This is a genomic window from Paracoccus versutus (assembly GCF_029909795.1).
GTDB lineage: Bacteria > Pseudomonadota > Alphaproteobacteria > Rhodobacterales > Rhodobacteraceae > Paracoccus > Paracoccus versutus.
The window spans coordinates 1,813,234-1,835,870 of record NZ_CP038197.1; the positions used below are offsets into that span (position 1 = coordinate 1,813,234).

Below are 22,637 nucleotides of genomic sequence, written 5' to 3' on the forward strand. Positions count from 1 at the left end.
GGCGGCAGGAAAAGGGGGCGCGCGATGATCTGGGACACCTTGGCGAATTTTCCGCTGCAACAGCTGCTGGCCTTCATGGCCGGGGCATTGGTGCTGAACCTGGCGCCGGGGCAGGACGTGTTCTTCGCCAGCGCCTGCGGCATCCAGAACGGGCCGCGTGCGGGCGCGCTGGCCGGTTTCGGCGTCGGGCTGGGCGTGATCTGCCATGTGGCGATGGCGACCGTGGGCCTTGGCGCGCTGGTCGCCGCCCATCCCGGCGCGCTGGTCGCGATCAAATATGTCGGCGCCGCCTATCTGCTGTTCCTGGCCTGGAAAAGCTGGAACGCGGGCGAGGTCGATCCCCGCGCCCGTGCCGCCAGCCGGCCCTGGAACATCATCCGCCGCGGCGCGCTGTCGAACCTGCTCAACCCCAAGCCGGTGCTGTTCCTGCTGGCCTTCCTGCCGCAATTCACCAAGCCGGAATACGGCCCGGTCTGGCAGCAGATCCTGGGGCTGGGGCTGATGTTCACCCTGTCGGGCACGCTGGTGACGATAGGTTACGGCGTGGTCGGCGGCTTGGCCGGCCATGTGATCGGCAAGCGGCTGGGCATCGTGAACCGCATCGCCGCGGTGATGTTCGCGGGCCTTGCCCTGCGGCTGGTCTGGAAATGAGCTTCCTCTACCAGCCCACCGACCAACAGCCGCGCGTGATCCATGCCGATCACGAGATCCTGGTGGTCGAGAAGCCGGCGGGCCTGCTTTCGGTCCCCGGCCGCGGCGAGGATCGCGCCGATTGCCTGATCGAGCGGCTGCGCGCCGCCTTCCCGACCGTGTTGCTGGTGCATCGGCTGGACATGGACACCTCGGGCGTCATGGTCTTTGCCCTGACGCCGCATGCGCAGCGCCACCTGTCCAAGCAATTCGAGGATCGGCGGACGAAAAAGACCTATGTCGCGCGGCTCTGGGGCCGGCTCGAGCCGAAGACCGGGACGGTGGACCTGCCGCTGATCGTCGACTGGCCGAACCGCCCGCGGCAGAAGGTCGATCACGAACAGGGCCGGCCGGCGCAGACCGAATGGCGGGTGGTCAAGGCCAGCGATGCCGAGACGCGGGTGCGGCTGATGCCCGTCACCGGCCGCAGCCACCAGCTGCGCGTGCATATGGCCGCGCTGGGCCATCCGATCCTGGGCGATCCGCTTTATGCCACCGGCGCGGCGGCGGATTTCCCGCGGCTGATGCTGCATGCCGAAAGCCTGCGCTTCAAGCATCCCGAAACCGGGGTGATGCAAGGCTTTACCGCGCCCGCCCCGTTCTAGTTCACGCAGGTTTCATGCCCGAACCCGCCGCCCTCGCGTAAGCTTGCAAAAGAACCAACGAGGAGGGAGAGATGTTCAGGACCGATATGACCCGCCGCGGTGCCATGATGCTGGGCGGCGCCTTGCCCATGGCGCTGGTGCTGCCGGCCCATGCCCAGACCGCCCCCGCCCAGCCTGCGGCCGAGGCGCCGGCCTTTCCGGGCCGGGCCCACACCATCCAGCTGGGCGGCTTCCAGGTGACGACGCTGCTGGGCGGCGGCGGCATGAGCGACAACCCGATCGAGACCTTCGGCCTGAATGCCGAGCCGGCCGAGTTCGAAAGCCTCAGTGCCGAGAATTTCATTCCCGCCGACCGCAGCGGCGGCTCCTATACCATGACGCTGGTGCGCACCGCCGATGCGCTGGTGCTGTTCGACGCGGGCATGGTTCCCGCGAACAACGCCGCCTCGCTGGCGCAGGCCGGCGTCAAGCCCGAGGACGTGACCCATGTCGTGCTGACCCATATGCATGGCGACCATGTCAGCGGGCTGATGGATGGCGACAGCCCGGCCTTTCCCAACGCCCAGCTGATCCTGCCCCGCCCCGAGAACGACTATTGGGCGGCCAATCCCAGCGAGGCCTATACCGCCAAGGTGGTGCCGCTGCTCGACAAGGCGCAGCAGATCGAGGGGACCGAGGAAATCCTGCCCGGCATCAAGGCCGAGCAGGCGCATGGCCACACCCCCGGCCATACCACCTATCTGCTGGAAAGCGACGGGCAGCGGCTGCTGATCACCGGCGACAGCTTCAACCACTATGTCTATTCGGTGCAGCGCCCGGCCTGGCATGTGCGCTTCGACGTGGACAAGGACCAGGGCGCGGCCACCCGCCAGGCGGTGCTGGCCCGGCTGGCCGAACAGAGGATCCCCTTCATCGGCTATCACATGCCCTTCCCGGCGCTGGGTTTCATCGCCCCGAACGGCGAGGGTTCCTATCGCTTCGTGCCCGCGACCTATCAATTCGCCGGCTGACGGCCTTCGCGCCACGGCAGGCTCCGTGGCCCGACAGGGGCCGAGAAAATCGTTCACAATTTGTTCCGTCCTGCTAGGCTCATGCGTGGAGTTCTTGCAGGAGAGGCGCGATGCCAGATCAACAGGCCAGGTTCGAGGCGCTGAAGGCGCTGCACCAGGGGGATGGCGCCTTCGTCATGCCCAACCCCTGGGATGCCGGCTCAGCGCGGCTGCTGGCGAGCCTGGGATTCCAGGCGCTGGCCACGACCAGCGCCGGCTATGCCTTTTCCAGGGGCAAGCTGGATTCCATCGCCGGTCTCGTGCGCGACGAGATCCTGGACAACGCCGCCGAGATCGTGCGCGCGACCAAGCTGCCGGTCTCGGCCGATCTGCAGGACGGTTTCGGCGCCGCGCCCGAGACCTGCGCCGAAACCATCCGGCTGGCTTGCGAAGTCGGGCTGGTCGGCGGCTCGATCGAGGATGCGACGGGCGATGCCGCCAATCCGATCCACGACCTGTCCCTGGCGGTCGAGCGCGTCCAGGCCGCGGCAGAGGCGGCGCGGGGCCTGCCCTTCCTGCTGACGGCGCGGGCCGAGAACTTCCTTTGGGACCGCCCCGACCTGGGCGACACGATCCGGCGACTGCAAGCCTTTTCCGCCGCCGGGGCGGATGTGCTTTATGCGCCGGGGCTGCCGGACCTGCAGGCGATCCGCACGGTCTGCGCCGCGGTGGACAAGCCCGTCAACGTGGTCATGGGGCTGAAGGGCCCGACCTGGTCGGTGGCCGAGCTGGCGCAGGCCGGGGTGCGGCGGATCAGCGTCGGCGGCTCTTTCGCGCGGGCGGCGCTGGGTGCGCTGATGCGTGCCGCCCAGGAGGTCCGATCCGCCGGCACCTTCACCTATGCCGCCGAGGCCCTGCCCGGCGCGACGGTCGCCCGGATCATGGCGCCGGGCGACGGGGGGATCTAGCCCAGGTTGAACACGCGCGAGGGCTGCACCTCGCCGCCCATGTAGCGGCCAATGCAGAGCGCGCGGCCATTGCGGCTGACCCAGACCTCCTCGCCGAATTCGGCATGGCCCAGCACCTGGCCGGGATTGCCGTTCAGGATGCGGGTGGCGCCGATCTCGGTCGCCTGCATCTCGGGCAGGTCGGCCAGCGCGGATTGCAGGGGCAGCAGCGCCGCCTCGATCTCAGCCTGGTTGGCGCGGTCGATTCGGTCGAAGGCGATGCCGTCATCGGCCTCGAACGGCCCCGACCAGATGCGGCGCAGCTGCGCGACATGGCCCAGGCAGCCCAGCTTGCGGCCCAGGTCGCGGGCGATGCTGCGCACATAGCCGCCCTTGCCGCAGACCATGCGCAGCGCGGCACTGTCGCGGGTCGCGCCCAGCAGCTCCAGCGATTCCACCCAGAGCGGCCGGGCGGCCAGCTCCACCACCTCGCCCTCGCGCGCCAGGTCATAGGCCCGCGCGCCATCGACGCGCACGGCCGAGACGGCAGGGGGAACCTGCATGATCTCGCCGGTGAACTCCGGCAGCGCGGCGCGGATCGCCGCCTCGTTCGGGCGCGCGTCGCTGGTTTTGACCACCTGGCCCGAGGCGTCGTCACTTGCGGTTTCGGCGCCCCAGGCCACGGTGAAGTCATAGGCTTTCAGCGCCTCGGCCAGGATCGGCACGGTCTTGGTCGCCTCTCCCAGCGCCACGGCCAGCACGCCGGTCGCGCCCGGGTCCAGCGTCCCGGCATGGCCGGCCTTCTTCGCGTCCAGCGCCCAGCGGACCTTGCTGACCACATCGGTCGAGCCGATGCCCGCCGGCTTGTCCACGATCAGCCAACCGTGGATCTCGCGTCCCTTTTTTCGCGCCATTCTAGTTCTGTCCTACATATCCGATGATCGGCCCCAGCCGCCGCCCGAAATCGGCGCGGCCCAGGCTCGGGGCGTATAGCCGCGAAATCGAGCCGTCGAAATACAGCGCATCCTGCGCCCCCAGCCCGTCGCGGAACAGCCGGCCGAATTCGTGGAACGTCACCGCCCGGTCCGAGATGGCGAACCACGCCGTCTGCCCGTCCGGCGAGACGCCGACGCCGTTCCTGACATAGCGGCTGTCGCTGTCCACCAGGAAACGCGGATGCAGCGCGCCGTCGATGACCAGCATCGGCCCCGATTGCGTGGCGATGCGGCAGTCCGGGGCGGCCCTGGCAAAGGCCCGGCTCTCGATCACCTGATAGGGCCGCGCGCCGCCGGTGCAGAAGACGCCGTTCGGCAGCATGCCGAAATTGCCGCCGCCGCCGGCCGTCACCAGCCCGTGCTGGCTGACGCCGTCGCTGACGTAAAGCCCGACCGGGGTGAAATCCGGGTGATACATGCCGGCATTCATGGCAAAGCCCAGCACCTCGCCCTCGGCCAGCGTGCGGCGGACGGCGGTGAAATCGCCCAAGACCCGGCCGTCGGGGCCGTTCAGCCACAGCCGCAGCCCCGGCTCCTGCCCGGCCGTCAGCGTGCAGATCACATAGCCCTGCCCGTCGAAGTCGCGCTTTTCGCAGATCCCGGCCATGGCGGGCAGGGTTATGGCGATCAGCGCACCAAGGGCCAGGCCCAGCCGGCGCTTGAGGTCAATCTTCATCGTCTTCCGGGTGCGATTCGACGTCGCGGCGCACCCGGTCCTCGGACAAGAGCCGGCGGGTGTCGTCCATGCGGTCGAAGGTCTCGTCCAAGACAAAGCGCAGCTGCGGCGCGTATTTCAGCGTCATCGCCTTGGCGACCAGGTGGCGCAGCTCGCCCGCGTTGCGGCGCAGCGCGGCCAGCGCCTCTTCGGCGCCCTGCCCGCCCAGGGGCAGCACATAGGCCGTCGCGACCTTGAGGTCGGGCGAGGTCCGCACCTCTCCGACCGTGATCGAATGCCGGTTCAGGTCGGGATCGTGGACATCCCCCCGCAGGAGGACGTCGGAAAGCGTGCGGCGGATCAGCTCGCCCACGCGAAGCTGGCGCTGCGAGGGGCCGGTGCCGGAATGAAAGCGGTTCTGTGCCATGCGCGCAGATGTAGGGGGTCGCGGCCCGCGCCGCAACGGGATAGACATGCCGCAAACGGGGGATCGAGCATGGAAAAACCGGGAATCGTCATCACGGGCGCGTCGGGCCGCATGGGGCAGATGCTGGTGCGCACCATTCTGGGGTCGGACCAGGCCCGTCTTGTCGGTGCCATCGAGCGCGAGGGCAGCCCCTGGATCGGCCGCGACCTGGGCGAGGCGATGGGCGGCGCGGCGCTGGGAATCACCGTCACCGACGACGCGGTCGAGGCCATCGCCAAGGCGCAGGCGGTGATCGACTTCACCGCCCCGGCGGCGACGGTGGCCTTTGCCGAGCTGACCGCGCAGGCCCGCGCCGTGCATGTGATCGGCACCACGGGATTCGAGCCCGCGGACCTGGACAAGCTGCGTGCCGCCGCCCGTCACGCGCCGATCATCCGCGCCGGCAACATGAGCCTGGGCGTGAACCTGCTGGTCGGCCTGACCCGCAAGGTCGCCGCCGCGCTCGGCGAGGATTGGGACGTCGAGGTGGTCGAGGCGCATCACAACCGCAAGGTCGATGCGCCCTCGGGCACCGCCCTGATGCTGGGCGAGGCCGCCGCCGCCGGGCGCGGCCACAGCCTGGACGAACTGCGCACCCCGGCGCGCGAAGGCATCACCGGCGCCCGTGCGCCCGGCTCCATCGGCTTTTCCGCTATCCGCGGCGGCGACATCGTGGGCGAGCATGACGTGATCTTCGCCACGACGGGCGAGCGGGTGGTGCTGCGCCATGTCGCCACCGACCGCGCCATCTTTGCCCGCGGCGCGCTGCGTGCGGCGCTTTGGGGCCAGGACAAGGGGCCGGGCGAATACGACATGGCGGATGTGCTTGGTCTTTGAGGCTCCAGCGTCTAGGTTCACGCCATGACCCTGCTTGCGACGCTTGACGATGCCGATGCCGACCTGACCGCCTGCCTGGCGCGGGTGATGGCGGCTGTCCTGAAACCGGGCGACGTGGTGGCGTTGCAGGGGCCGGTCGGCGCCGGCAAGACCCATTTCGCCCGCGCCTTCATCCGCGCCCGCCAGGGCGAGGCGGCCGAAGAGGTGCCCAGCCCCACCTTCACCCTGGTCCAGACCTATGCCGACCCGATGGGGACCGAGATCTGGCATGCCGATCTCTACCGCCTGACCCATCCCGAGGAACTGGCCGAGCTTGGCCTCGACGAGGCCATGCGCGAGGCCATCGTGCTGGTCGAATGGCCCGAGCATGGCAGCCCGCTGGAGGGCGCGCTGACCGTGGGGCTGGAGCCCCTGGCGGATGCGCCCGACCTGCGCCGCATCACCCTGGCGGGCTCCGAGCCGCATTGGGGCCTGATGACCCGCCTGCCAGCCATCGCCCGGCTGATCCACCGCGCCGGCTGGTCCGGGGCGCGGCTCGGGCCGCTGGCGGGCGATGCTTCGTCGCGGCGCTATTTCCGGCTGGTCGAGGACGGCGGGCGCAGCGCGGTCCTGATGGATGCCTCGCCCGGCGTGACCGCGCCCTATGTTGCGATGACGCAATGGCTGCGGGCGCTGGACCTGCACGCGCCCGAGATCCTGGCCACCGACCAGGCGCAGGGCCTGCTGCTGATCGAGGATCTGGGCGACGACCTGGTCGCCCGCGTGCTGGAGCAGCGGCCCGAGCTTGCGCCCCGCATCTATGACCGCATGACCGACCTGCTGGTGCAGCTGCATGGCCACGAGCCGCCGGATTTCGTGCCGCGCCTCGACGGGCCGGAACTGGCGCATCAGGTCGGGCTTTTCGCCGAATACTACCCCCCCGCCGCCGGCGCGCCCGGCAAGGGGGCCGAGGTCGCCGCGGTGATCGAGCACCTGCATGCCAAGCTGGCCGCCGACATGCCGCCGGTGCTGGGCCTGCGCGATTTCCATGCCGAGAACGTGGTCTGGCGGGCCGATGCGCCGCTGGGCCTGTTGGATTTCCAGGACGCGGTGGCGGTGCATCCGGCCTATGACCTGGTCTCGGCCCTGCAGGACGCCCGCCGGGACGTCGCCCCCGGGATCGAGGCGGCGCAGATCGCCCGCTACATCGCCGCGACCGGGGTGGACGAGGCACGGTTTCGCGCCGCCTATGCGCTTCTGGGCGCGCAGCGCAACCTGCGCATCATGGGCATTTTCACCCGGCTGGCGCAGCGCGAAGGCAAGCGGCGCTACCTGGCGATGATGCCGCGCGTCTGGGCGGCGATCCAGCGCGACCTGGCCCATCCGGCCCTGGCGCCGCTGGCCGAGGCGCTGGAGGGCATCCCGGCCCCGACCCCCGAGGTGATCGAGGGCATCGCCGGATGACCTTGCCGCTGATGATCTTTGCCGCGGGCAAGGGCACCCGCATGGCACCGCTGACCGACAGGGTGCCGAAGCCGCTGATCGCGGTCGGTGGCCAGACGCTGCTGGATCGCGCGCTGGCCTTGGGGCGGCAGGCGGGCGTCGGGCCGGTGGCGGTGAACATCCACCACCTGGGCCAGCAGATCCGCGATCACGTCGCCGGGCAGGACATCGCCGTCTCGGACGAAGCCGACCTGCTGCTGGAGACCGGGGGCGGCTTGCGCAAGGCGCTGCCGCTGCTTGGCCCCGGCCCTGTGATCACGATGAACCCGGATGTGGTCTGGACCGGCCCGAACCCGGTCCGCGCCCTGCTGGACGGCTGGCGCGAGGACATGGACGCGCTTCTGATGCTGGTGCCGCTGGCGCGGACGCATGGCCGGCAGGGCGGCGGCGATTTCAGCCTTGGCTCTGCCGGCCGGCTGATCCGCAAGGGCGACCTGGTCTATGGCGGCGTGCAGATCATCCGCCCCGAGCGGCTGGCCGAGATCCCCGAGCAGGTGTTCTCGCTCAACCGGCTCTGGGATCTGATGATCGCCGAGGGCCGCGCTTACGGCCTGGTCCATCCCGGCGCATGGTGCGACGTGGGCCGGCCCGACTGCATCCCGCTGGCCGAGAGCCTGCTCGATGCCTGACTGGCAGAACGGCGTATTCGCCCTGCCCTGCGGCGCCGATTTTGCCGGCGGCCTGGCCGAGGGGCTGGTCCGGCGCATGGCGGACCGTCCGCCGCAGGACATGGCGCGGGTCACGGTCTATGCCAACTCCGGCCAGTCGCTGATGGCGCTGCGCCAGGCCTTCATCCGGCGCGGGCCGCTGCTTTTGCCCCGGCTGCGGCTGATCGCCGACTTGGGCGGCGGCGCGGCCACGGCGCCGCTGGCGCGCCGGCTGGAGCTGGGCCGCCTGATCGACGCCGCGCTGCGGGCCGATCCCGACCTGGCGCAGGGGCAATCGGTGCCGGAACTGGCCGCCTCGCTGGCGGCGCTGATGGCCGAGATGCAGCTCGAGGGGCTGGACGCGCAGGCGCTGGACCGCATCGACGCCAGCGAACATGCCCAGCATTGGGGCCGCGCGCTGGCCTTCCTCAAGATCGCCGCCGGCTATTACCTGTCCGACCCGCCGCAGGACCGCGAGGCCCGCCAGCGCGCCGCGGCCCAGGCGCTGGCCGCAGCCTGGGCGCGGGGCGAGGATCTGCCGCAGGGCCCGGTGGTCGTCGCCGGCTCGACCGGCTCGCATGGCGCGACGCGGGATTTCATGCGCGCCGTCGCCCGGCTGCCGATGGGCGCGGTGGTGCTGCCGGGCTTCGATGCCGACCTGCCGCAGGTGGTCTGGGACGGGCTCGACGCGCTGTCCGAGGATCACCCGCAGGCGCGCTATGCGCCGCTGCTGGCCGAGTTCGGGCCGCCCGGCGAATGGTTGCCCGGCACCGCCCCCCACCCGGCGCGCAACCGGCTGATCTCGCTGGCGCTGCGCCCGGCGCCCGTCACCGACCAATGGATCGAGGAAGGCCCGCGCCTTGGTCCGCTGGTCCCCGCGACCGAACGCCTGACCCTGATCGAGGCCGAGCAGCCGGGGCAAGAGGCCGAGGCCGTGGCGCTGATCATCCGCGAGGCGGTCGAGCGCGGCCAGCCGGTGACGCTGATCGCCGCCGACCGCATGCTGACGCGCCGCGTGCAATCGGCGCTGGACCGCTGGGGCATCATCCCCGACGATTCCGCCGGCCAGCCCTTGCCGCTGACCGCGGCCGGCCTGTTTTTGCGCCATGTCGCCGACCTGTTCGGGGCCGAGATGATGCTGGACGCGCTGCTGGTGCTGCTCAAGCACCCGGTGACGGCGACGGGCCTTGGCCCCGACTACCGGCGCGACCACAACCGCCATGCCCGCGACCTGGAACTGCACCTGCGCCGCAACGGCCCCGCCTTTCCCGACGGCGCGGCGCTGCGGGCCTGGGCGGACCGGGGCGACGGCTCCAGCAAGCCCTGGGCGCTATGGCTGGCCGAGTTGCTGGACCGCATCGTGCCGCTGGCGCAGGATCGGGCGCCGCGGCCCCTGGCGGATCGGCTGCGCGATCTGCGCGCCTTGGCCGAGGATCTGGCCGCCGGTCCCCGCGGCAGCGCCGATGCCTCCGAGCTTTGGGCCAAGGCTTCGGGCGGGCTGGCGCGGTCGGTGCTGGACCACCTGGCCGCCCATGCGCATCTGGGCCATGACCTGCGGCCGGGCGAGTTTTGCGACCTGCTTTACGACGAATTGCAGGGACAGGCGGTGCGGCAGGACGTGGCCGCCCATCCGCTGGTCCGCTTTCGCGGCCCGCGCGAGGCCCGCACCGAGGCGGTGGACGAGGCCGCCGGCTTGGTGATCCTGTCCGGGCTGAACGAGGGCGGCTGGCCGCAGGCCCTGCCCCCCGATCCGTGGCTGTCGCGGCCGATGCGGCTGGCCGCCGGGCTGACCCTGCCCGAACGCCAGGTGGGCCTGGCCGCGCATGACTTCCAGCAGGCAGTTGGCGCGGGCCGGGTGGTGCTGACCCGCGCCCGCCGCGATGCCGAGGCCGAGACCATCCCCTCGCGCTGGCTGAACCGGCTGGTGAACCTGCTGGGCGGGCTGCCCGATCAGCAGGGGCCGCAGGCGCTGGCGGCGATGCGGGATCGCGGCCGCCATTGGCTGGACCTGGCCGAGTTGCAGGCCCGGCCGCGGATGCGGCTGGCGCCGGCGCATCGCCCCTCGCCCATCCCGCCGCCGCCGGCGCTGCGCGAACTGTCGGTGACCGAGGTCAGGACGCTGATCCGCGACCCCTATGCCGTCTATGCCCGCCGCGTGCTGGGCCTGCGCGCGCTGGACCCCTTGCGCCCCGAACCCGACGCGGCCGAACGCGGCAACGTGCTGCATCACATCATGGACCGTTTCCTGCGCGGCCTGCCCGACCTGCCCGAGGCGCCGCAGGTCATGGCGGCGCGGCTGCTTTCCATCACTGATGCGGTGCTGGAGGCCGAGGTGCCCTGGCCCTCGGCCCGGCTGTTCTGGCGCGCGCGCATCGCCGGCATCGCCGAGCGGCTGATGGCGGACGAGGCCGCAAGGCTGGCGCGCGGCCGGCCGATCCTGGTCGAGGAATATGGCGAACAGGGCGTCCCCGGCCTGGATTTCCGCCTGATCGCCCGGCCCGACCGGCTGGACCTGCTGCAGGATGGCCGGGTGCATGTCTATGACTACAAGTCCGGCAAGCCGCCCTCGGACAAGCAGATCGCGCATTTCGACAAGCAATTGCCGCTCGAGGCCGCCATGGTCCGGCACGGCGCCTTCAAGGCGCTGGGACCGGCCGAGGTCGAGGGCATCAGCTATATCCAGCTGGGCGGCGAGGGAAAGACCGAGCCGCGCGAGTTCAGCCCCGGCTTCGCCGAGGAAACCTGGGCCGGCTTCGTCACCCTGATCCGCCGCTATCTGGGCGGCGAGCGCGGCTTTACCGCGCGGCTGGCGATGGAGCGGTCCGACCATGCCAGCGACTACGACCACCTGTCGCGGCATGGCGAATGGGACACGACCGAAATCCCCCAGCCGCAGAGGTTCGCCGATGATGGATGAGGCGACGCTGGCGCAGGTGCGGGCGGCGGACCCGCATCGCTCGACCTGGCTGACGGCCAACGCCGGCTCGGGCAAGACGCGGGTGCTGACCGACCGGGTGGCGCGGCTGCTCTTGGCCGGGACCGCGCCCGAGCGCATCCTGTGCCTGACCTATACCAAGGCCGCGGCGACCGAGATGCAGAACCGCCTGTTGGCGCGGCTGGGCCAATGGGCCATGCTGCCCGAACCGGCGCTGCGCGCGGAACTGGCGCGGCTGGGCGAGGCGGGCGCCCCCGACCTGCCCGCCGCGCGCCGGCTGTTCGCCCGCGCCATCGAGACGCCGGGCGGCCTCAAGGTCCAGACCATCCACAGCTTCTGCGCGGGCGTCCTGCGCCGCTTTCCGATCGAGGCCGGGGTGCCGCACGGCTTCACCGAGCTTGACGACCGCAGCGCCGCGCTGATCCGGGCCGAGATCATCGAGGAAATGGCCCGAGACCATGCGCCCGAGCTGGAAGACCTGCTGGCCTTGCATTCGGGCGAAAAGCTTGACGCTTTCCTCGCCGGTCTGCGGGGGTTCGATGCCCCCGCGGACCGGGACGCGCTCTGGGCGGCTTGCGGGCTGGTGCCGGGCGAGGACATGCGGGCGCTCCTGGCGGAATGCTTCGCCGATGGCGCCACGGTCGTCGCCGCGCTGGTCCCGCATCTGCTGAAAGGCAGCACCACCGACCAGAAGGCGGCGGCGAAGCTTGGCCCCGGCAACTGGACGCAGCCGGGCCTGGCGGAACTGGCGATCCTCGAATCCGTGCTGCTGACCGGCGCCGGCGCCAAGGAGCCCTTTACCGCGAAATACGACAGCTTCCCGACCAAGGCGCTGCGCAGCGGCCCCTGCGCCGACCTGCTCGACGACCTGGCGATCCTGATGGAACGGGTCGAATCCGCCCGCCCCCGCCGCATCGCCTTGGCCCATGCCGAGCGCACGCTGGCGCTGCACCGTTTCGGCCATGGCTTCCTGACCCGCTACCGGGCGCAGAAGGCGGCGCATGGCCACCTGGATTTCGACGACCTGATCGACCGCACCGCGCGGCTTCTGTCGGAAAACAGCATGGCGCAATGGGTGCTGTTCCGGCTGGACGGCGGCATCGACCATATCCTGGTCGACGAGGCGCAGGACACCAGCCCGGCGCAATGGCAGGTGATCGAGCGGCTGACGGACGAGTTCACCGCCGGCCAGGGCGCGCGGCCCGGCAGCCGCAGCCTGTTCGTGGTGGGCGACCCCAAGCAGTCGATCTACAGCTTCCAGGGCGCCGACATCGCGGTGTTCGAGGCCCGCCGCACCGGCTTTGCGCAAGCCTTCCAGGCGGTGCAGAACCCGATGCAGGTTCTGGAGCTGCGGCATTCCTTCCGCAGCTCGACCGCGATCCTGTCGCTGGTCGACCAGGTCTTTGCCGGCGACGCGGCGCGCGGCCTGGGCGATCCGCCGCAGCACCGCGCCTTTCGCACCGGGATGCCGGGCCGGGTGGACCTGTGGCCGGCGATCCCCAAGCCCGACAAGCCCGAGCCCGGCGACTGGACCGACCCGGTGGACCAGCCGGCCGAGAATTCGGAAACCGTGCAGCTGGCCCGCGCCATCGCCCGCGCCGTGGACGAGATGCTGGGCCAGCCGATCCTGGACGCCAAGACCGGCCAGCGGCGCCGCATCCGCGCCGGCGACGTGCTGATCCTGGTCCAGCGCCGCTCGGAACTGTTTGCCGAGATCATCGCGGCGCTGAAATCGGCGAACCTGCCCGTCGCCGGCGCCGACCGGCTGAAGCTGGCCGGGGAAATGGCGGTGCAGGACATTCGCGCCCTCTTGTCGGTGCTGGCCACGCCCGAGGACGACCTGTCGCTGGCCGCCTGCCTGCGCTCGCCGCTGTTCGGCCTGACCGAGGAGCAGCTTTATCGCCTCGCCGCCGGGCGCAAGCGTGGCGAATACCTGTGGCGGCGGCTGCGGGAATCGACGCATCGCCATGCGGTGGATGTGCTGGCCGACCTGATGGGCCAGACCGGCTTCATGCGGCCCTATGACCTGGTCCAGCGCCTGCTGATCCGCCACGGCGGGCGCGAGCGGCTGATCGCCCGGCTGGGCCCCGAGGCGCAGGACGGCATCGACGAGCTGCTGTCGCAGGCGCTGAGCTATGAAAGCTCGGAGACGCCCTCGCTGACCGGCTTCCTGGTCTGGCTGACCGGCGACGATGTCGAGGTCCGCCGCCAGCCCGGCTCGGCCGGGGATGGCGAGGGGCTGATCCGGGTGATGACCGTGCATGGCTCGAAAGGGCTGGAAAGCCCCATCGTCATCATGCCCGACGCCGCCAAGCGCAAGCCCCCGCGCGAGGCGCCGGTGCTGCCCGGCCCGGACGGGCTGGCGCTGTGGCGCGGCCGCAAGGGCGAGCGGCCCGATCCGGTCGAGGAACTGGCCGCCGCCCAGACCGAGCGGCAGCTGCAGGAACGCAAGCGGCTGCTCTATGTCGGCCTGACCCGCGCCGAAAGCTGGCTGATCGTTGCCGCGGCGGGCGAGACCGGCCAGGGCGAGGACAGCTGGCACGCCATGGTCGAGGCCGGGCTGGGCCGCTCCGACCTGGCCCAGGCGCGCCTGCCCGCGCCCTGGGGGGGCGAGATCCGCCGGCTGTCCTTTGGCGACTGGCCCGAGGACGCGCCGGATGCGGTGCCGGCCGAAAGGCCGGTGCTGGCCGAGCCGGACTGGCTGCGCGCGCCCCCGCCCCCCGCGCCCGAAAAGCTGCGCCCCGTCGCCGCGACGGCTCTGGGCGGCGCCAAGGTGATCGGCGCGCCCGGCGAAGGCGATGCCGCGGCGGCGATGCTGTTCGGCACGCGGCTGCATCTGCTGCTGGAGCATCTGCCGGGCCGCGATCCCGCCGAATGGCCCGATCTGGCCCGCGACGTGCTGGCCGATGCCGAGGGCGGCCTGCCGGCCCCCGAGGAACTGGCGGCGCTGCTGGCCGAGGCGCGCGCGGTGATCGAGGCGCCGGACCTGGCGCAGGTCTTTGCGCTTTCCGACGCGGCCGAGGTGATGGCCGAGGTAGCGCTGGCCGCGCCGGTGCCGGGCATCGGCATCCTGACCGGGGCGGTGGACCGGCTGGTGGTCGAGCCCGGCCGCATCCTGGCGGTGGACTACAAGTCGAACCGCGAGGTGCCGGGGACGCCGCAGGCGGTGCCGCTGGGCATCCTGCGACAGATGGCCGCCTATCGCGCGGCTTTGCGGTCGATCTGGCCGCAGGCGCGGGTCGAGGTTGCGGTGCTTTGGACGGCTGCGCGCAGCCTGATGGCGCTGCCCGACGACTTGCTGGATCGGGTGATGGCGGGCCTTGACCCCAACCGCCCCGGTGCCTAGCTGTTGACGGATACGCCCTGCCGGCCCTGCCGGCACATTGCAGGAGAGCCCGATGGCCAACACCCAAGCCGTTTCCGACGCCGAATTCGACAGCGAAGTCCGTCAGTCCCCGACCCCGGTCGTGGTCGATTTCTGGGCCGAATGGTGCGGGCCTTGCCGCCAGATCGGCCCCTCGCTGGAAGAGCTGGCCGCCGAATACGAGGGCCGGGTCAAGATCGTCAAGGTCAACGTGGACGAGAACCCCGAAAGCCCCGCCGCGCTTGGCGTGCGCGGCATCCCGGCGCTGTTCCTGTTCAAGGACGGCCAGGTCGTGTCGAACAAGATCGGCGCCGCGCCCAAGGCCGCGCTGAAGGCCTGGATCGACGAATCCATCTGATTTCAGGTGCCGGGGGCGGTCCCGATCGGCCAGCCGCCCCGGCGCATCGCCGCCAGGATCCGCGCGCCTGCCTCGGGCCGCGTGGCGTTGATGGCTTTTTCCTGAAGAAACCAGAACAGGTAGCGGTCGAAATCCGGCGCATGGGTTTCGGCCTGCGCCAGCGCCTCGGCCGCGCCCAGCTGGGCGACGTTCAGCGCGATGTGGTGGAAGTCGATCTGGGCGAACAGCACCGCCGGCTTGCCCAGCAGGTAGCCGTCGAAGGCCACCGCGCTGTTCTGTGTCGCGACAACGGCGCAGTCGCGCAAGAGCCGCATGCTGTCGCCACCGATGGTCAGGTTCGGATGGCGCGCCGCCAGCCCGGCCAGCGCCGCGCGGTCGGCATCGTCGTAGCCTTCCCTTGGGTGCAGCGTGGCGGTGGTGGGCCGGCCGGTGGCGGCGACCGCCTCGAGCATCTCGATGGGGCTCATGGTCTGGAACGAGCGGCAGCGGCGGATATGGCCTTGCAGCGGCACCAGCACCGCATCGCCGCGCCGGGGCGGCGGCCCCGGCAGCACGCGGGCGCGCAGCCGGTCGGCGAAGCTGCGCGCGGCCTCGGGGTCGATGGCCGCGGGGTCGTGGCGGCTTTGCGCGACCTGGAAGCGCCAGCGTTGCGGCACCGGCTCGATCTGCCAGAACGGGTAGTGATAGGCGCGGCGAAAGGTCAGGGCGCGCGCATGGGTCGGCGCCTCCATGTGAAACAGCGCGTAGCCGTCGCGCAGGGGCGCGGCCATGCGGGCCGCGGCGCCGGTCTTGTGCCATTCGACGCGCCAGCCCGCGTCCTCGACCGCCCGGCGCAGCACGGCCATGAAGTTGAAGCTGCCCGCCCGCGCCGTTTCCAGCATCGAGCCTTCCAGGTAGACGCGCAGGACGGGGGCGTGGGTCATGGCCGGCACGCTAGCGGCTGGCGCGGCGTGGCGGAAGGGGGCGGGTTGCGAAAGCCCCGGCCGGCCCATATCTGACCCCGCAGGCGAGAGATCGGAGAGAGGCATGTCCGAAGACAAATTTCCCGGCTGGCACGGCACCACCATCCTGGCGGTGCGACGCGGCGGCCGCGTGGTCGTCGCCGGGGACGGCCAGGTCAGCGTCGGCCAGACGGTGATGAAGGGCACGGCGCGCAAGGTGCGCCGGCTGAGCCCCGGCGGGCATGAGGTGGTGGTGGGCTTTGCCGGCTCGACCGCGGACGCCTTTACCCTGCTCGAACGGCTGGAGAAGAAGCTCGAGGCGGCGCCCGGCCAGTTGGCGCGGGCCTGCGTCGACCTGGCCAAGGACTGGCGCATGGACAAATACCTGCGTAACCTGGAGGCCATGTTGATCGTGACCGACGGGCGCGACATCTTCGTGGTGACGGGGGCCGGTGACGTGCTGGAGCCCGAGCATGACGTGGCCGCCATCGGTTCGGGCGGCAATTTCGCCCTGGCCGCGGCGCGCGGGCTGATGGAGGGCGACCTGGATGCCGAGGCGGTGGCGCGCAAGGCCATGGCGATCGCGGCGGATATCTGCGTCTATACCAACGGCAACCTGACGGTCGAGGTTCTGGGCTAGCGGGGGCTTCGCCCCCCGCCCCGCAAGCCCCTCGACGGGGCTTGCGGGGCGTCCCCCAGGGTATTTGTGCAACGGAGAAAGCAGGCAGGCGCCGGGTTCAGGCGCCTTCCTTTGCCGCCAGCCCTTGCAGCAGCGCCAGGCGGTCGCGGCGGAAATCGCCGGAGCCGGTGGCTAGCCCCTGCATGGCGCGCACGAAGAACTGGCGGTAGTCCTGCGCCTTTTCGCACCAGGCCAGCAGCTTGACGCCCTGCGGCGGGTGGACCAGCGCCAGCGGCAGGACCGTTCGCTGCGTTTCATTGCCGGCAAGGTCGGCATAGCCGAAGGCGACCGGCCGGCATGCGCGCATCGCCGCATGCAGCAGCGCCAGGTCGGCGGCGGCCGCTTGGGGCATGTCCTCGCGGTAATGGGCGGCGGGGCGCACGTCCAGCTTGCGATAGAGGCGCAGGAGCAACGCGCCCTCGGGGTCGGCCTGTTGCAGCCGGTCCATCGCCGCGCGGGCGGCGGCGGCATGCACCGGATCGCCGCGATGATCCGCCAGCGCCAGGCCGCGCAGCGCGGCGTCGCGCAGTTCCGGGTCGAGCGCCGGCGCGGCGGGCGCCTGCGCCGCGGCCGCGCGCGGGCCCAAGCCCAGCGTCGCGGCAGCCGCGGCCAGCCGCGATGCCAGGGCACGGCGGGACAGCATCGGGGCGGCGGACGGGTCGCGACGCGGTCGCATGTTCGGCTTCCTTGCTGGCCTGGGGAAAAAGGCGGCCGATCTGGCGCGGATTCGGACTTGGGTCCAGCCGCTTGGTTGAATCGGCCCCCCGCGGACTTTAAGTGATGCCGAAATGAGACAGGAGCCCCGAATGTCCGACCTGACCCCGCGCGAAATCGTCTCCGAACTGGATCGCTTCATCATCGGGCAAAGGGATGCCAAGCGCGCCGTGGCCGTGGCCTTGCGCAACCGCTGGCGCCGGCGGCAGCTGGGCGACGACCTGCGCGACGAAGTCTATCCCAAGAACATCCTGATGATCGGCCCGACCGGCGTCGGCAAGACCGAGATCAGCCGCCGCCTGGCCAAGCTGGCCCGCGCGCCCTTCCTGAAGGTCGAGGCGACCAAGTTCACCGAAGTGGGCTATGTCGGCCGCGATGTCGAGCAGATCATCCGCGACCTGGCCGATGCCGCCGTCATCGAGACCCGCGAGCGCATGCGCGAGGAGGTCAAGGCCCGCGCCCATAAATCCGCCGAGGAGCGCGTGGTCGCCGCCCTGGCCGGCGAGGGCGCGCGCGAGCAGACCCGCGAGATGTTCCGCGACAAGCTCAAGCGCGGCGAGCTGGACGACACCGTGATCGAGCTGGAGGTGCAGGACAATTCCAGCCCCTTCGGCATGATGGAGATGCCCGGCCAGCCCGGTGCCATCGGCGGGATGATGGACCTGTCGGGGTTGATGAAGGCATTCGGCGGGCGCCGGGTGCGGCGCAAGGTGACGGTGGCGGAAAGCTATGAGCTGCTGATCGCGGAAGAGGCCGACAAGCTGCTGGACGACGAGGCCGTCAAGGCCGCCGCGCTGGAGGCGGTGCAGGAGAACGGCATCGTCTTCATCGACGAGATCGACAAGGTGGCCGCGCGGACCGACGCCCGCGGCGGCGATGTCTCGCGCGAGGGGGTGCAGCGCGATCTCTTGCCGCTGATCGAGGGCACCACGGTTTCCACGAAATACGGGCCGGTCAGGACGGATCATATCCTGTTCATCGCCTCGGGCGCGTTCCACATCGCCAAGCCCTCGGACCTCTTGCCGGAATTGCAGGGGCGGCTGCCGATCCGGGTCGAGCTGCGCGCGCTGACCGAAGAGGACTTCGTCCGCATCCTGACCGAGACCGACAACGCCCTGACCCGGCAATATACCGCGCTGATGGCGACCGAGGGCGTGACGGTCCAGTTCACCGAAGACGGCATCCGGGCGCTGGCGCGCATCGCGGCCGAGGTGAACGGCTCGGTCGAGAATATCGGCGCGCGGCGGCTTTACACCGTGATGGAGCGGGTGTTCGAGGAGCTGTCCTTCAGCGCGCCGGACCGCTCGGGCGAGACGGTGGTGGTGGACGGGGCTTTTGTCGAGAAGCACCTGGGCGACCTGGCGCGCTCGACCGACCTGTCGCGCTACGTGCTGTAAGGAACCCTGGCGCCTTCCCGCCGTTGTGGAATGACGCAACGGCGGGGGACGCGCATGAACTATCTTTTCGGCATCATCATCTTCGTGCTGGATGTCTGGGCCATCGCCTCGATCATCAACACCAACGAGACCATGACCACCAAGCTGATCTGGATCGCGCTGGTGGCGATCCTGCCGGTGCTGGGCTTCATCATCTGGTGGTTCGCGGGGCCCAAGGCGAATTACGGCTGAGGGCTTTCCCTGCCCCCGCCGCGGTGGCATTGTCGCCCGCAAGACGAAAGGGCGGGGGACATGCCGGGGCGGATCCTTGTTTCGCTGTTGCTGCTGCTGGCGGCCTGCGCGCCGCGCGGCGAGATCACCGTCGCCCCAGAAGCGGCGCGCCTTGGCCATGTCGAGCGCATCTATGTCGCCACCAACCGCACCCCCGAGGGCAGCCGGCAGGAAGGCGTCAGCTTTGGCCGGGTCGATGTCTCGGTCCCGCCCGAGCGGCGGCCCGGCACCATCACCTATCCCCGCAAGGGCGCGAGGCCCGATCCGCAGCGGGACTTCCTGGTCTCGGAATATGCCCGCTTTGCCCGGCCCGAGGATTTCCAGGCCGACCTGCGCCGCGCCGTCGCCGCCCGCCCGCCGGGCGACCGCGACGTGGTGCTGTTCGTGCATGGCTACAACAACACCTTCGCCGAGGGGCTTTATCGCTTTGCCCAGATCGAGCGCGACCTGAGCCTGCCGGGCGTGCCCTTGCATTTCTCATGGCCGTCGCGCGGGCAGCCGCTGGCCTATGCCGCGGATCGCGACAGCGTGCTTTATTCCCGCGACGGGCTTGAGCGCAGCATCGAGATCGCCACCGAGGCGGGCGGCGGCAGGGCGATCCTGGTCGCGCATTCCATGGGCGCCCTGCTGCTGATGGAAAGCCTGCGCCAGATGGCCATCGCGGGCGAGCGCCGCACCCTGGACCGGATCGGCGCGGTGGTCCTGCTTTCGCCCGACATCGACGTGGGCGTGTTTCGCACCCAGGTCCGGACCATCGGCAGGCTGCCGCAGCCCTTCGTCATCTTCACCTCGGGGCGGGACCGGGCACTGAACCTGTCGGCGCTGATCTCGGCCGAGCCGGTGCGGCTGGGCAGCCTGACCGATGCCGGGCCCGTGGCGGACCTGCCGGTGATGCTGGTCGATGTCGGTGCCTTCTCGACCGGGGACGGGCATTTCAACGTGGCGACCTCGCCCGCGCTCTTGCGCATCCTGGCGCAGGCGCAGGAGCTGAACAGCGTGTTTTCCGAGGATGTGGGCGGCGGGGTCGGGCCGCTGACCCGCGCGGCGCTGCATGCCGAGCGGGCGGCGCAGATCGTGATCTCGCCGGCTTTCTAGCGGCGCAGGTAGACGTAATAGGCGCCCTCGCCGCCATGGCGGCGATGCGCGGGGCGGACTTGCAGCACCACGGCGTTCAGGGGCGGCATGTGCAGCCAATGCGGCACGTTGTGGCGCAGCGCGCCCGGCCTGACCGGCAGCGGCGCGTCCGGCCCTCCTTCGCGCCCCTTGCCGGTGATGACCAACACCAGCCGCCGCCCTTCGGCCTTGGCTTGCAGGATGAAGCGGATCAGCACCGGCTGGGCCACGGCCAGCGTCATGCCGTGCAGGTCGATGCGTGCCTCGGGGGCGAGCTTGCCGCGGCTCATCTGGCGATGCGTCTTGTGATCCATGCGCAGCGGCTGGGCATGCAGCGCCTCGCGCGGGGGCGGCGACAGGTCCAGCCGGGTCGAGCCCGAGCCGGGCTGCCCGCCGATCCGCAGCCCGGCCAGCGGCAGGGGCGCGGCCTGCGGCATGGCGGGCGGCTTTTTCAGCGGCTGGGGTGCAGGCGCGGGCTCGGCCTGCTTGCGGGCAGGGTGCATCGGCACCGCGGTCGCGGCGACGCGGGACCACAGGGCCTTGTCCTCGGCCGAGAGTCCCCGCCGCCGTGCCATGGTTCAGGCCGTGGCGACCAGCTGCCAGTTCGGGTCGTCCTGACCCATGCGGCGGGCGAAGGTCCAGGTGTCGCGCTGCTTGCGGGCGGCCTTGGGGTCGCCCTCGACCACGTTGCCGTCGGCGTCGCGGGTGGCGACGATCATCTCGCCGACGAAGCGCACCGAAAGCTCGGCCATGCCGGTCGCCGGGGTGAACTCGGCCCCCGCCAGCGCGGTTTCGCGGGTGCCCAGGAACTGCGCCTCGGTGGTCAGGTTGCGGGCCTTGCGATCCTCGATCACCGATTCGAACGCTTCGGCCACCGGCGGCGCCAGGAAGCCGCGCACCTCGGACAGGTCGCCGCGTTCGAAGGCCATCAGGATCATCTCATAGGCGGATTTCGCGCCGGACAGGAACGGGCCCACGGCGAAGTCGGGCTCGACCCGCTTCATCTCGGCCAGCGCCTTGGCGGCGGGGCTGCCTGGTTCGGCATGGTCGGTGATGTCGCTGTCGCCCGCCTCGGCGGTGCCGTCGATCACGTCGAAGCGGCGGCGCTGGACCGGCTCTTCGGGGACGCGCGGCGGCTCGAATCCGTCGCGGGTGCCAAGAACCCCGCGCAGGCGCAGGATCAGGAACACGGCGATCGCCCCAAGGACGAGCAGTTGCAGCAGGGGGTTCGACATCAACGGACCTAACGAGCTTTGTAACGGCGCTTTCGCATGCTTATGTAGGGTGAGGACCGGCCCAAGTCCAGTTTGGGCGCCGGGAAATAGAAAGTGCCGGAGGAAAAAGGCGTTATGTGGCTGCTGTTGCCCTTCGTGATCCTGCCCATCGTCGAGATCGCGCTGTTCATCCAGGTGGGGGGCGCGATCGGCGTCCTGCCCACCATCGCGCTGGTCCTGGCCTCGGCCGTGGCCGGCGTGGCGGTGATGCGCCACCAGGGCGCACGCGCCGCGCTGGACGTGCAGCGCGCCATGCAGGATTTTCGCGATCCCGCCCGACCGATGGCACATGGTGCGCTGGTGATGATCGCCGGGCTGCTGATGGTGGTGCCGGGCCTGTTCACCAGCACGCTGGGGCTTTTGCTGCTGATCCCGGCGGTGCGCAGCCTGATCCTGCGGCAGATGGCCGCGCGCATGCGGGTGACGGGCACCGGCTTCAGCTATCGCCAGAGCTATGGGGCCGAGGGCGATTTCGGCGCCGATCCCGCGGGCTTGCGCCGCGGTCCCGGCTGGCGCGAGGACGGGGTGATCGACGGCGAATATTCGGTGCAGGACGACCCGCCCGGCCCGGTGCGCGAAGGGCTGACCGACCAGGGCGACGCGGCGCCTCCGCGGCGTGGCAATTCCGGCTGGACCCGGCATTGAGCGCCGGGCGGCGGGGTGCTAGAACCCCGTCAGATCCGAGGAGATTTCCATGAGCGACGAGAACAACAGCGACGCCGCCGCCGCGTCCGAGGCCCAGAATGCAGCGCAGCCGGCCGTGCGGCTGCAGATCCTGACGCAATATATCCGCGACCTGTCCTTTGAGAACGCGGTGGCGCAAAAGGGCCTGCCCTCGGGCGAGGTGCAGCCGGAAATCAGCGTGCAGGTCAGCCTGGATGCCCGCAAGCGCCCGACCGAGCACCAATACGAGGTGATCAGCAAGTTCCGCGTGCAATCCGCGAACGCCGCCGACAAGTCGCCCCTGTTCCTGTGCGAGCTGGATTACGGCGGCATCTTCCATGTCGAGGGCGTGCCCGAGGACCAGCTGCACCCCTTCCTGATGATCGAATGCCCGCGCATGATGTTCCCCTTCGTGCGGCGCATCGTGTCGGACATGACCCGCGACGGCGGCTTCCCGCCCTTCAACATGGACCCGGTGGATTTCGTGGCGCTTTACCGCCAGGAAATCGCGCGCCGGGCGCAGGCCCAGCGGCCGGCCGACCAGCCGCTGTCCTGAGCCGATCACTTCTGCGTGAGGCAGGCCCCCATCGGCCCGCGGCCCCCCGGTCGCGGGCCT

The 22,637-nt window shown here is 70.8% G+C and carries 23 protein-coding genes; 16 read left to right on the forward strand and 7 right to left on the reverse strand.

The window, feature by feature from the left end; all coding sequences use genetic code 11:
• Positions 1 to 24 precede the first annotated feature (24 nt).
• The 4 genes from E3U25_RS20275 to E3U25_RS20290 all read left to right on the forward strand — a co-directional run bounded on the left by E3U25_RS20275 (position 25) and on the right by E3U25_RS20290 (position 3,252).
• On the forward strand, positions 25 to 651 hold the full coding sequence (locus tag E3U25_RS20275; RefSeq protein WP_116223221.1) for a LysE family translocator: 627 nt from the start codon (positions 25 to 27) through the stop codon (positions 649 to 651).
• On the forward strand, positions 648 to 1,295 hold the full coding sequence (locus E3U25_RS20280; protein WP_116223220.1) for an RluA family pseudouridine synthase: 648 nt from the start codon (positions 648 to 650) through the stop codon (positions 1,293 to 1,295). Before E3U25_RS20275 ends, E3U25_RS20280 begins: the two co-directional genes overlap by 4 nt.
• A gap of 71 nt (positions 1,296 to 1,366) precedes the next feature.
• Entirely contained in the window at positions 1,367 to 2,305 is a 939-nt protein-coding gene (locus E3U25_RS20285; RefSeq protein WP_116223219.1) for an MBL fold metallo-hydrolase, read from the forward strand.
• A 110-nt stretch (positions 2,306 to 2,415) separates the two neighbouring features.
• Complete coding sequence (locus E3U25_RS20290; RefSeq protein ID WP_116223218.1) at positions 2,416 to 3,252, forward strand: isocitrate lyase/PEP mutase family protein; 837 nt, start codon at positions 2,416 to 2,418, stop codon at positions 3,250 to 3,252.
• On the opposite strand, the gene truB is transcribed toward E3U25_RS20290, so the two are convergent.
• Genes truB through rbfA form a run of 3 tightly spaced genes read right to left on the reverse strand, consistent with a single transcriptional unit; the run spans position 3,249 to position 5,308 of the window.
• Positions 3,249 to 4,145, reverse strand: coding sequence for a tRNA pseudouridine(55) synthase TruB (gene truB / locus E3U25_RS20295; RefSeq protein ID WP_116223217.1), 897 nt, complete (start codon positions 4,143 to 4,145; stop codon positions 3,249 to 3,251). The two genes, E3U25_RS20290 and truB, sit on opposite strands and share 4 nt — an antisense overlap.
• Before the next feature lies 1 nt (position 4,146).
• A complete protein-coding gene (locus tag E3U25_RS20300; RefSeq protein WP_116223216.1) occupies positions 4,147 to 4,902 on the reverse strand; it encodes a phosphodiester glycosidase family protein in 756 nt (251 codons plus the stop codon).
• On the reverse strand, positions 4,892 to 5,308 hold the full coding sequence (gene rbfA, locus E3U25_RS20305; RefSeq protein ID WP_024842789.1) for a 30S ribosome-binding factor RbfA: 417 nt from the start codon (positions 5,306 to 5,308) through the stop codon (positions 4,892 to 4,894). The genes E3U25_RS20300 and rbfA overlap by 11 nt, the downstream gene beginning before the upstream one ends.
• Positions 5,309 to 5,377: 69 nt before the next feature.
• Here rbfA and dapB point away from each other — a divergent pair, with 69 nt between their 5' ends.
• The 6 genes from dapB to trxA are packed head-to-tail and all read left to right on the forward strand — an operon-like array spanning position 5,378 to position 14,970.
• The gene (gene dapB, locus E3U25_RS20310) at positions 5,378 to 6,184 is read left to right on the forward strand and encodes a 4-hydroxy-tetrahydrodipicolinate reductase (protein ID WP_116223215.1); all 807 of its coding nucleotides are present in this window, start codon (positions 5,378 to 5,380) and stop codon (positions 6,182 to 6,184) included.
• Positions 6,185 to 6,208: 24 nt separating this feature from the next.
• Positions 6,209 to 7,627 (forward strand): tRNA (adenosine(37)-N6)-threonylcarbamoyltransferase complex ATPase subunit type 1 TsaE, encoded by a 1,419-nt coding sequence (tsaE, locus tag E3U25_RS20315; RefSeq protein WP_116223214.1) that lies wholly within the window; start codon positions 6,209 to 6,211, stop codon positions 7,625 to 7,627.
• Positions 7,624 to 8,295, forward strand: coding sequence for a nucleotidyltransferase family protein (locus tag E3U25_RS20320; protein WP_084197007.1), 672 nt, complete (start codon positions 7,624 to 7,626; stop codon positions 8,293 to 8,295). The genes tsaE and E3U25_RS20320 overlap by 4 nt, the downstream gene beginning before the upstream one ends.
• Entirely contained in the window at positions 8,288 to 11,230 is a 2,943-nt protein-coding gene (gene addB / locus E3U25_RS20325; RefSeq protein WP_116223213.1) for a double-strand break repair protein AddB, read from the forward strand. The genes E3U25_RS20320 and addB overlap by 8 nt, the downstream gene beginning before the upstream one ends.
• The gene (gene addA, locus E3U25_RS20330; RefSeq protein ID WP_116223212.1) at positions 11,220 to 14,594 is read left to right on the forward strand and encodes a double-strand break repair helicase AddA; all 3,375 of its coding nucleotides are present in this window, start codon (positions 11,220 to 11,222) and stop codon (positions 14,592 to 14,594) included. The genes addB and addA overlap by 11 nt, the downstream gene beginning before the upstream one ends.
• Before the next feature lie 52 nt (positions 14,595 to 14,646).
• Positions 14,647 to 14,970, forward strand: coding sequence for a thioredoxin (trxA, locus tag E3U25_RS20335; RefSeq protein WP_011749068.1), 324 nt, complete (start codon positions 14,647 to 14,649; stop codon positions 14,968 to 14,970).
• A 2-nt stretch (positions 14,971 to 14,972) separates the two neighbouring features.
• Here trxA and E3U25_RS20340 read toward each other — a convergent pair whose 3' ends face one another.
• Entirely contained in the window at positions 14,973 to 15,893 is a 921-nt protein-coding gene (locus E3U25_RS20340) for a hypothetical protein (RefSeq protein WP_116223211.1), read from the reverse strand.
• Between the two features lie 103 nt (positions 15,894 to 15,996).
• On the opposite strand from E3U25_RS20340, the gene hslV reads away from it, so the two are divergent.
• Complete coding sequence (hslV, locus tag E3U25_RS20345; protein WP_036758586.1) at positions 15,997 to 16,551, forward strand: ATP-dependent protease subunit HslV; 555 nt, start codon at positions 15,997 to 15,999, stop codon at positions 16,549 to 16,551.
• Positions 16,552 to 16,648: 97 nt separating this feature from the next.
• Here hslV and E3U25_RS20350 read toward each other — a convergent pair whose 3' ends face one another.
• Positions 16,649 to 17,266, reverse strand: coding sequence for a WYL domain-containing protein (locus E3U25_RS20350; protein ID WP_147304546.1), 618 nt, complete (start codon positions 17,264 to 17,266; stop codon positions 16,649 to 16,651).
• A gap of 130 nt (positions 17,267 to 17,396) precedes the next feature.
• On the opposite strand from E3U25_RS20350, the gene hslU reads away from it, so the two are divergent.
• The 3 genes from hslU to E3U25_RS20365 are packed head-to-tail and all read left to right on the forward strand — an operon-like array spanning position 17,397 to position 20,066.
• Positions 17,397 to 18,701, forward strand: a complete 1,305-nt coding sequence (gene hslU / locus E3U25_RS20355) for an ATP-dependent protease ATPase subunit HslU (protein WP_072462137.1) — start codon at positions 17,397 to 17,399, stop codon at positions 18,699 to 18,701.
• Between the two features lie 54 nt (positions 18,702 to 18,755).
• Positions 18,756 to 18,932, forward strand: coding sequence for a PLD nuclease N-terminal domain-containing protein (locus tag E3U25_RS20360; protein WP_072462136.1), 177 nt, complete (start codon positions 18,756 to 18,758; stop codon positions 18,930 to 18,932).
• Positions 18,933 to 18,992: 60 nt separating this feature from the next.
• Positions 18,993 to 20,066: an alpha/beta hydrolase gene (locus E3U25_RS20365; protein WP_116223209.1), complete on the forward strand. Its 1,074-nt coding sequence runs from the start codon at positions 18,993 to 18,995 to the stop codon at positions 20,064 to 20,066.
• Here E3U25_RS20365 and E3U25_RS20370 read toward each other — a convergent pair.
• Both E3U25_RS20370 and E3U25_RS20375 read right to left on the reverse strand, forming a co-directional pair.
• Positions 20,063 to 20,659, reverse strand: coding sequence for a Smr/MutS family protein (locus tag E3U25_RS20370; RefSeq protein ID WP_116223208.1), 597 nt, complete (start codon positions 20,657 to 20,659; stop codon positions 20,063 to 20,065). The two genes, E3U25_RS20365 and E3U25_RS20370, sit on opposite strands and share 4 nt — an antisense overlap.
• 3 nt (positions 20,660 to 20,662) lie before the next feature.
• Positions 20,663 to 21,319: a Tim44/TimA family putative adaptor protein gene (locus tag E3U25_RS20375; RefSeq protein WP_072462134.1), complete on the reverse strand. Its 657-nt coding sequence runs from the start codon at positions 21,317 to 21,319 to the stop codon at positions 20,663 to 20,665.
• A 114-nt stretch (positions 21,320 to 21,433) separates the two neighbouring features.
• On the opposite strand from E3U25_RS20375, the gene E3U25_RS20380 reads away from it, so the two are divergent.
• Both E3U25_RS20380 and secB read left to right on the forward strand, forming a co-directional pair.
• The gene (locus E3U25_RS20380; protein WP_116223207.1) at positions 21,434 to 22,003 is read left to right on the forward strand and encodes an FxsA family protein; all 570 of its coding nucleotides are present in this window, start codon (positions 21,434 to 21,436) and stop codon (positions 22,001 to 22,003) included.
• 49 nt (positions 22,004 to 22,052) lie between these two features.
• Positions 22,053 to 22,577, forward strand: coding sequence for a protein-export chaperone SecB (secB, locus tag E3U25_RS20385; protein WP_036758599.1), 525 nt, complete (start codon positions 22,053 to 22,055; stop codon positions 22,575 to 22,577).
• Positions 22,578 to 22,637 lie beyond the last annotated feature (60 nt).

Bases quoted from the DNA above. Each gene is read 5' to 3' on its own strand.
- E3U25_RS20275 (WP_116223221.1), top strand. From the start codon at position 25: ATGATCTGGGACACCTTGGCGAATTTTCCGCTGCAACAGCTGCTGGCC.
- E3U25_RS20280 (WP_116223220.1), top strand. From the start codon at position 648: ATGAGCTTCCTCTACCAGCCCACCGACCAACAGCCGCGCGTGATCCAT.
- E3U25_RS20285 (WP_116223219.1), top strand. From the start codon at position 1,367: ATGTTCAGGACCGATATGACCCGCCGCGGTGCCATGATGCTGGGCGGC.
- E3U25_RS20290 (WP_116223218.1), top strand. From the start codon at position 2,416: ATGCCAGATCAACAGGCCAGGTTCGAGGCGCTGAAGGCGCTGCACCAG.
- truB (WP_116223217.1), bottom strand. From the start codon at position 4,145: ATGGCGCGAAAAAAGGGACGCGAGATCCACGGTTGGCTGATCGTGGAC.
- E3U25_RS20300 (WP_116223216.1), bottom strand. From the start codon at position 4,902: ATGAAGATTGACCTCAAGCGCCGGCTGGGCCTGGCCCTTGGTGCGCTG.
- rbfA (WP_024842789.1), bottom strand. From the start codon at position 5,308: ATGGCACAGAACCGCTTTCATTCCGGCACCGGCCCCTCGCAGCGCCAG.
- dapB (WP_116223215.1), top strand. From the start codon at position 5,378: ATGGAAAAACCGGGAATCGTCATCACGGGCGCGTCGGGCCGCATGGGG.
- tsaE (WP_116223214.1), top strand. From the start codon at position 6,209: ATGACCCTGCTTGCGACGCTTGACGATGCCGATGCCGACCTGACCGCC.
- E3U25_RS20320 (WP_084197007.1), top strand. From the start codon at position 7,624: ATGACCTTGCCGCTGATGATCTTTGCCGCGGGCAAGGGCACCCGCATG.
- addB (WP_116223213.1), top strand. From the start codon at position 8,288: ATGCCTGACTGGCAGAACGGCGTATTCGCCCTGCCCTGCGGCGCCGAT.
- addA (WP_116223212.1), top strand. From the start codon at position 11,220: ATGATGGATGAGGCGACGCTGGCGCAGGTGCGGGCGGCGGACCCGCAT.
- trxA (WP_011749068.1), top strand. From the start codon at position 14,647: ATGGCCAACACCCAAGCCGTTTCCGACGCCGAATTCGACAGCGAAGTC.
- E3U25_RS20340 (WP_116223211.1), bottom strand. From the start codon at position 15,893: ATGACCCACGCCCCCGTCCTGCGCGTCTACCTGGAAGGCTCGATGCTG.
- hslV (WP_036758586.1), top strand. From the start codon at position 15,997: ATGTCCGAAGACAAATTTCCCGGCTGGCACGGCACCACCATCCTGGCG.
- E3U25_RS20350 (WP_147304546.1), bottom strand. From the start codon at position 17,266: ATGCGACCGCGTCGCGACCCGTCCGCCGCCCCGATGCTGTCCCGCCGT.
- hslU (WP_072462137.1), top strand. From the start codon at position 17,397: ATGTCCGACCTGACCCCGCGCGAAATCGTCTCCGAACTGGATCGCTTC.
- E3U25_RS20360 (WP_072462136.1), top strand. From the start codon at position 18,756: ATGAACTATCTTTTCGGCATCATCATCTTCGTGCTGGATGTCTGGGCC.
- E3U25_RS20365 (WP_116223209.1), top strand. From the start codon at position 18,993: ATGCCGGGGCGGATCCTTGTTTCGCTGTTGCTGCTGCTGGCGGCCTGC.
- E3U25_RS20370 (WP_116223208.1), bottom strand. From the start codon at position 20,659: ATGGCACGGCGGCGGGGACTCTCGGCCGAGGACAAGGCCCTGTGGTCC.
- E3U25_RS20375 (WP_072462134.1), bottom strand. From the start codon at position 21,319: ATGTCGAACCCCCTGCTGCAACTGCTCGTCCTTGGGGCGATCGCCGTG.
- E3U25_RS20380 (WP_116223207.1), top strand. From the start codon at position 21,434: ATGTGGCTGCTGTTGCCCTTCGTGATCCTGCCCATCGTCGAGATCGCG.
- secB (WP_036758599.1), top strand. From the start codon at position 22,053: ATGAGCGACGAGAACAACAGCGACGCCGCCGCCGCGTCCGAGGCCCAG.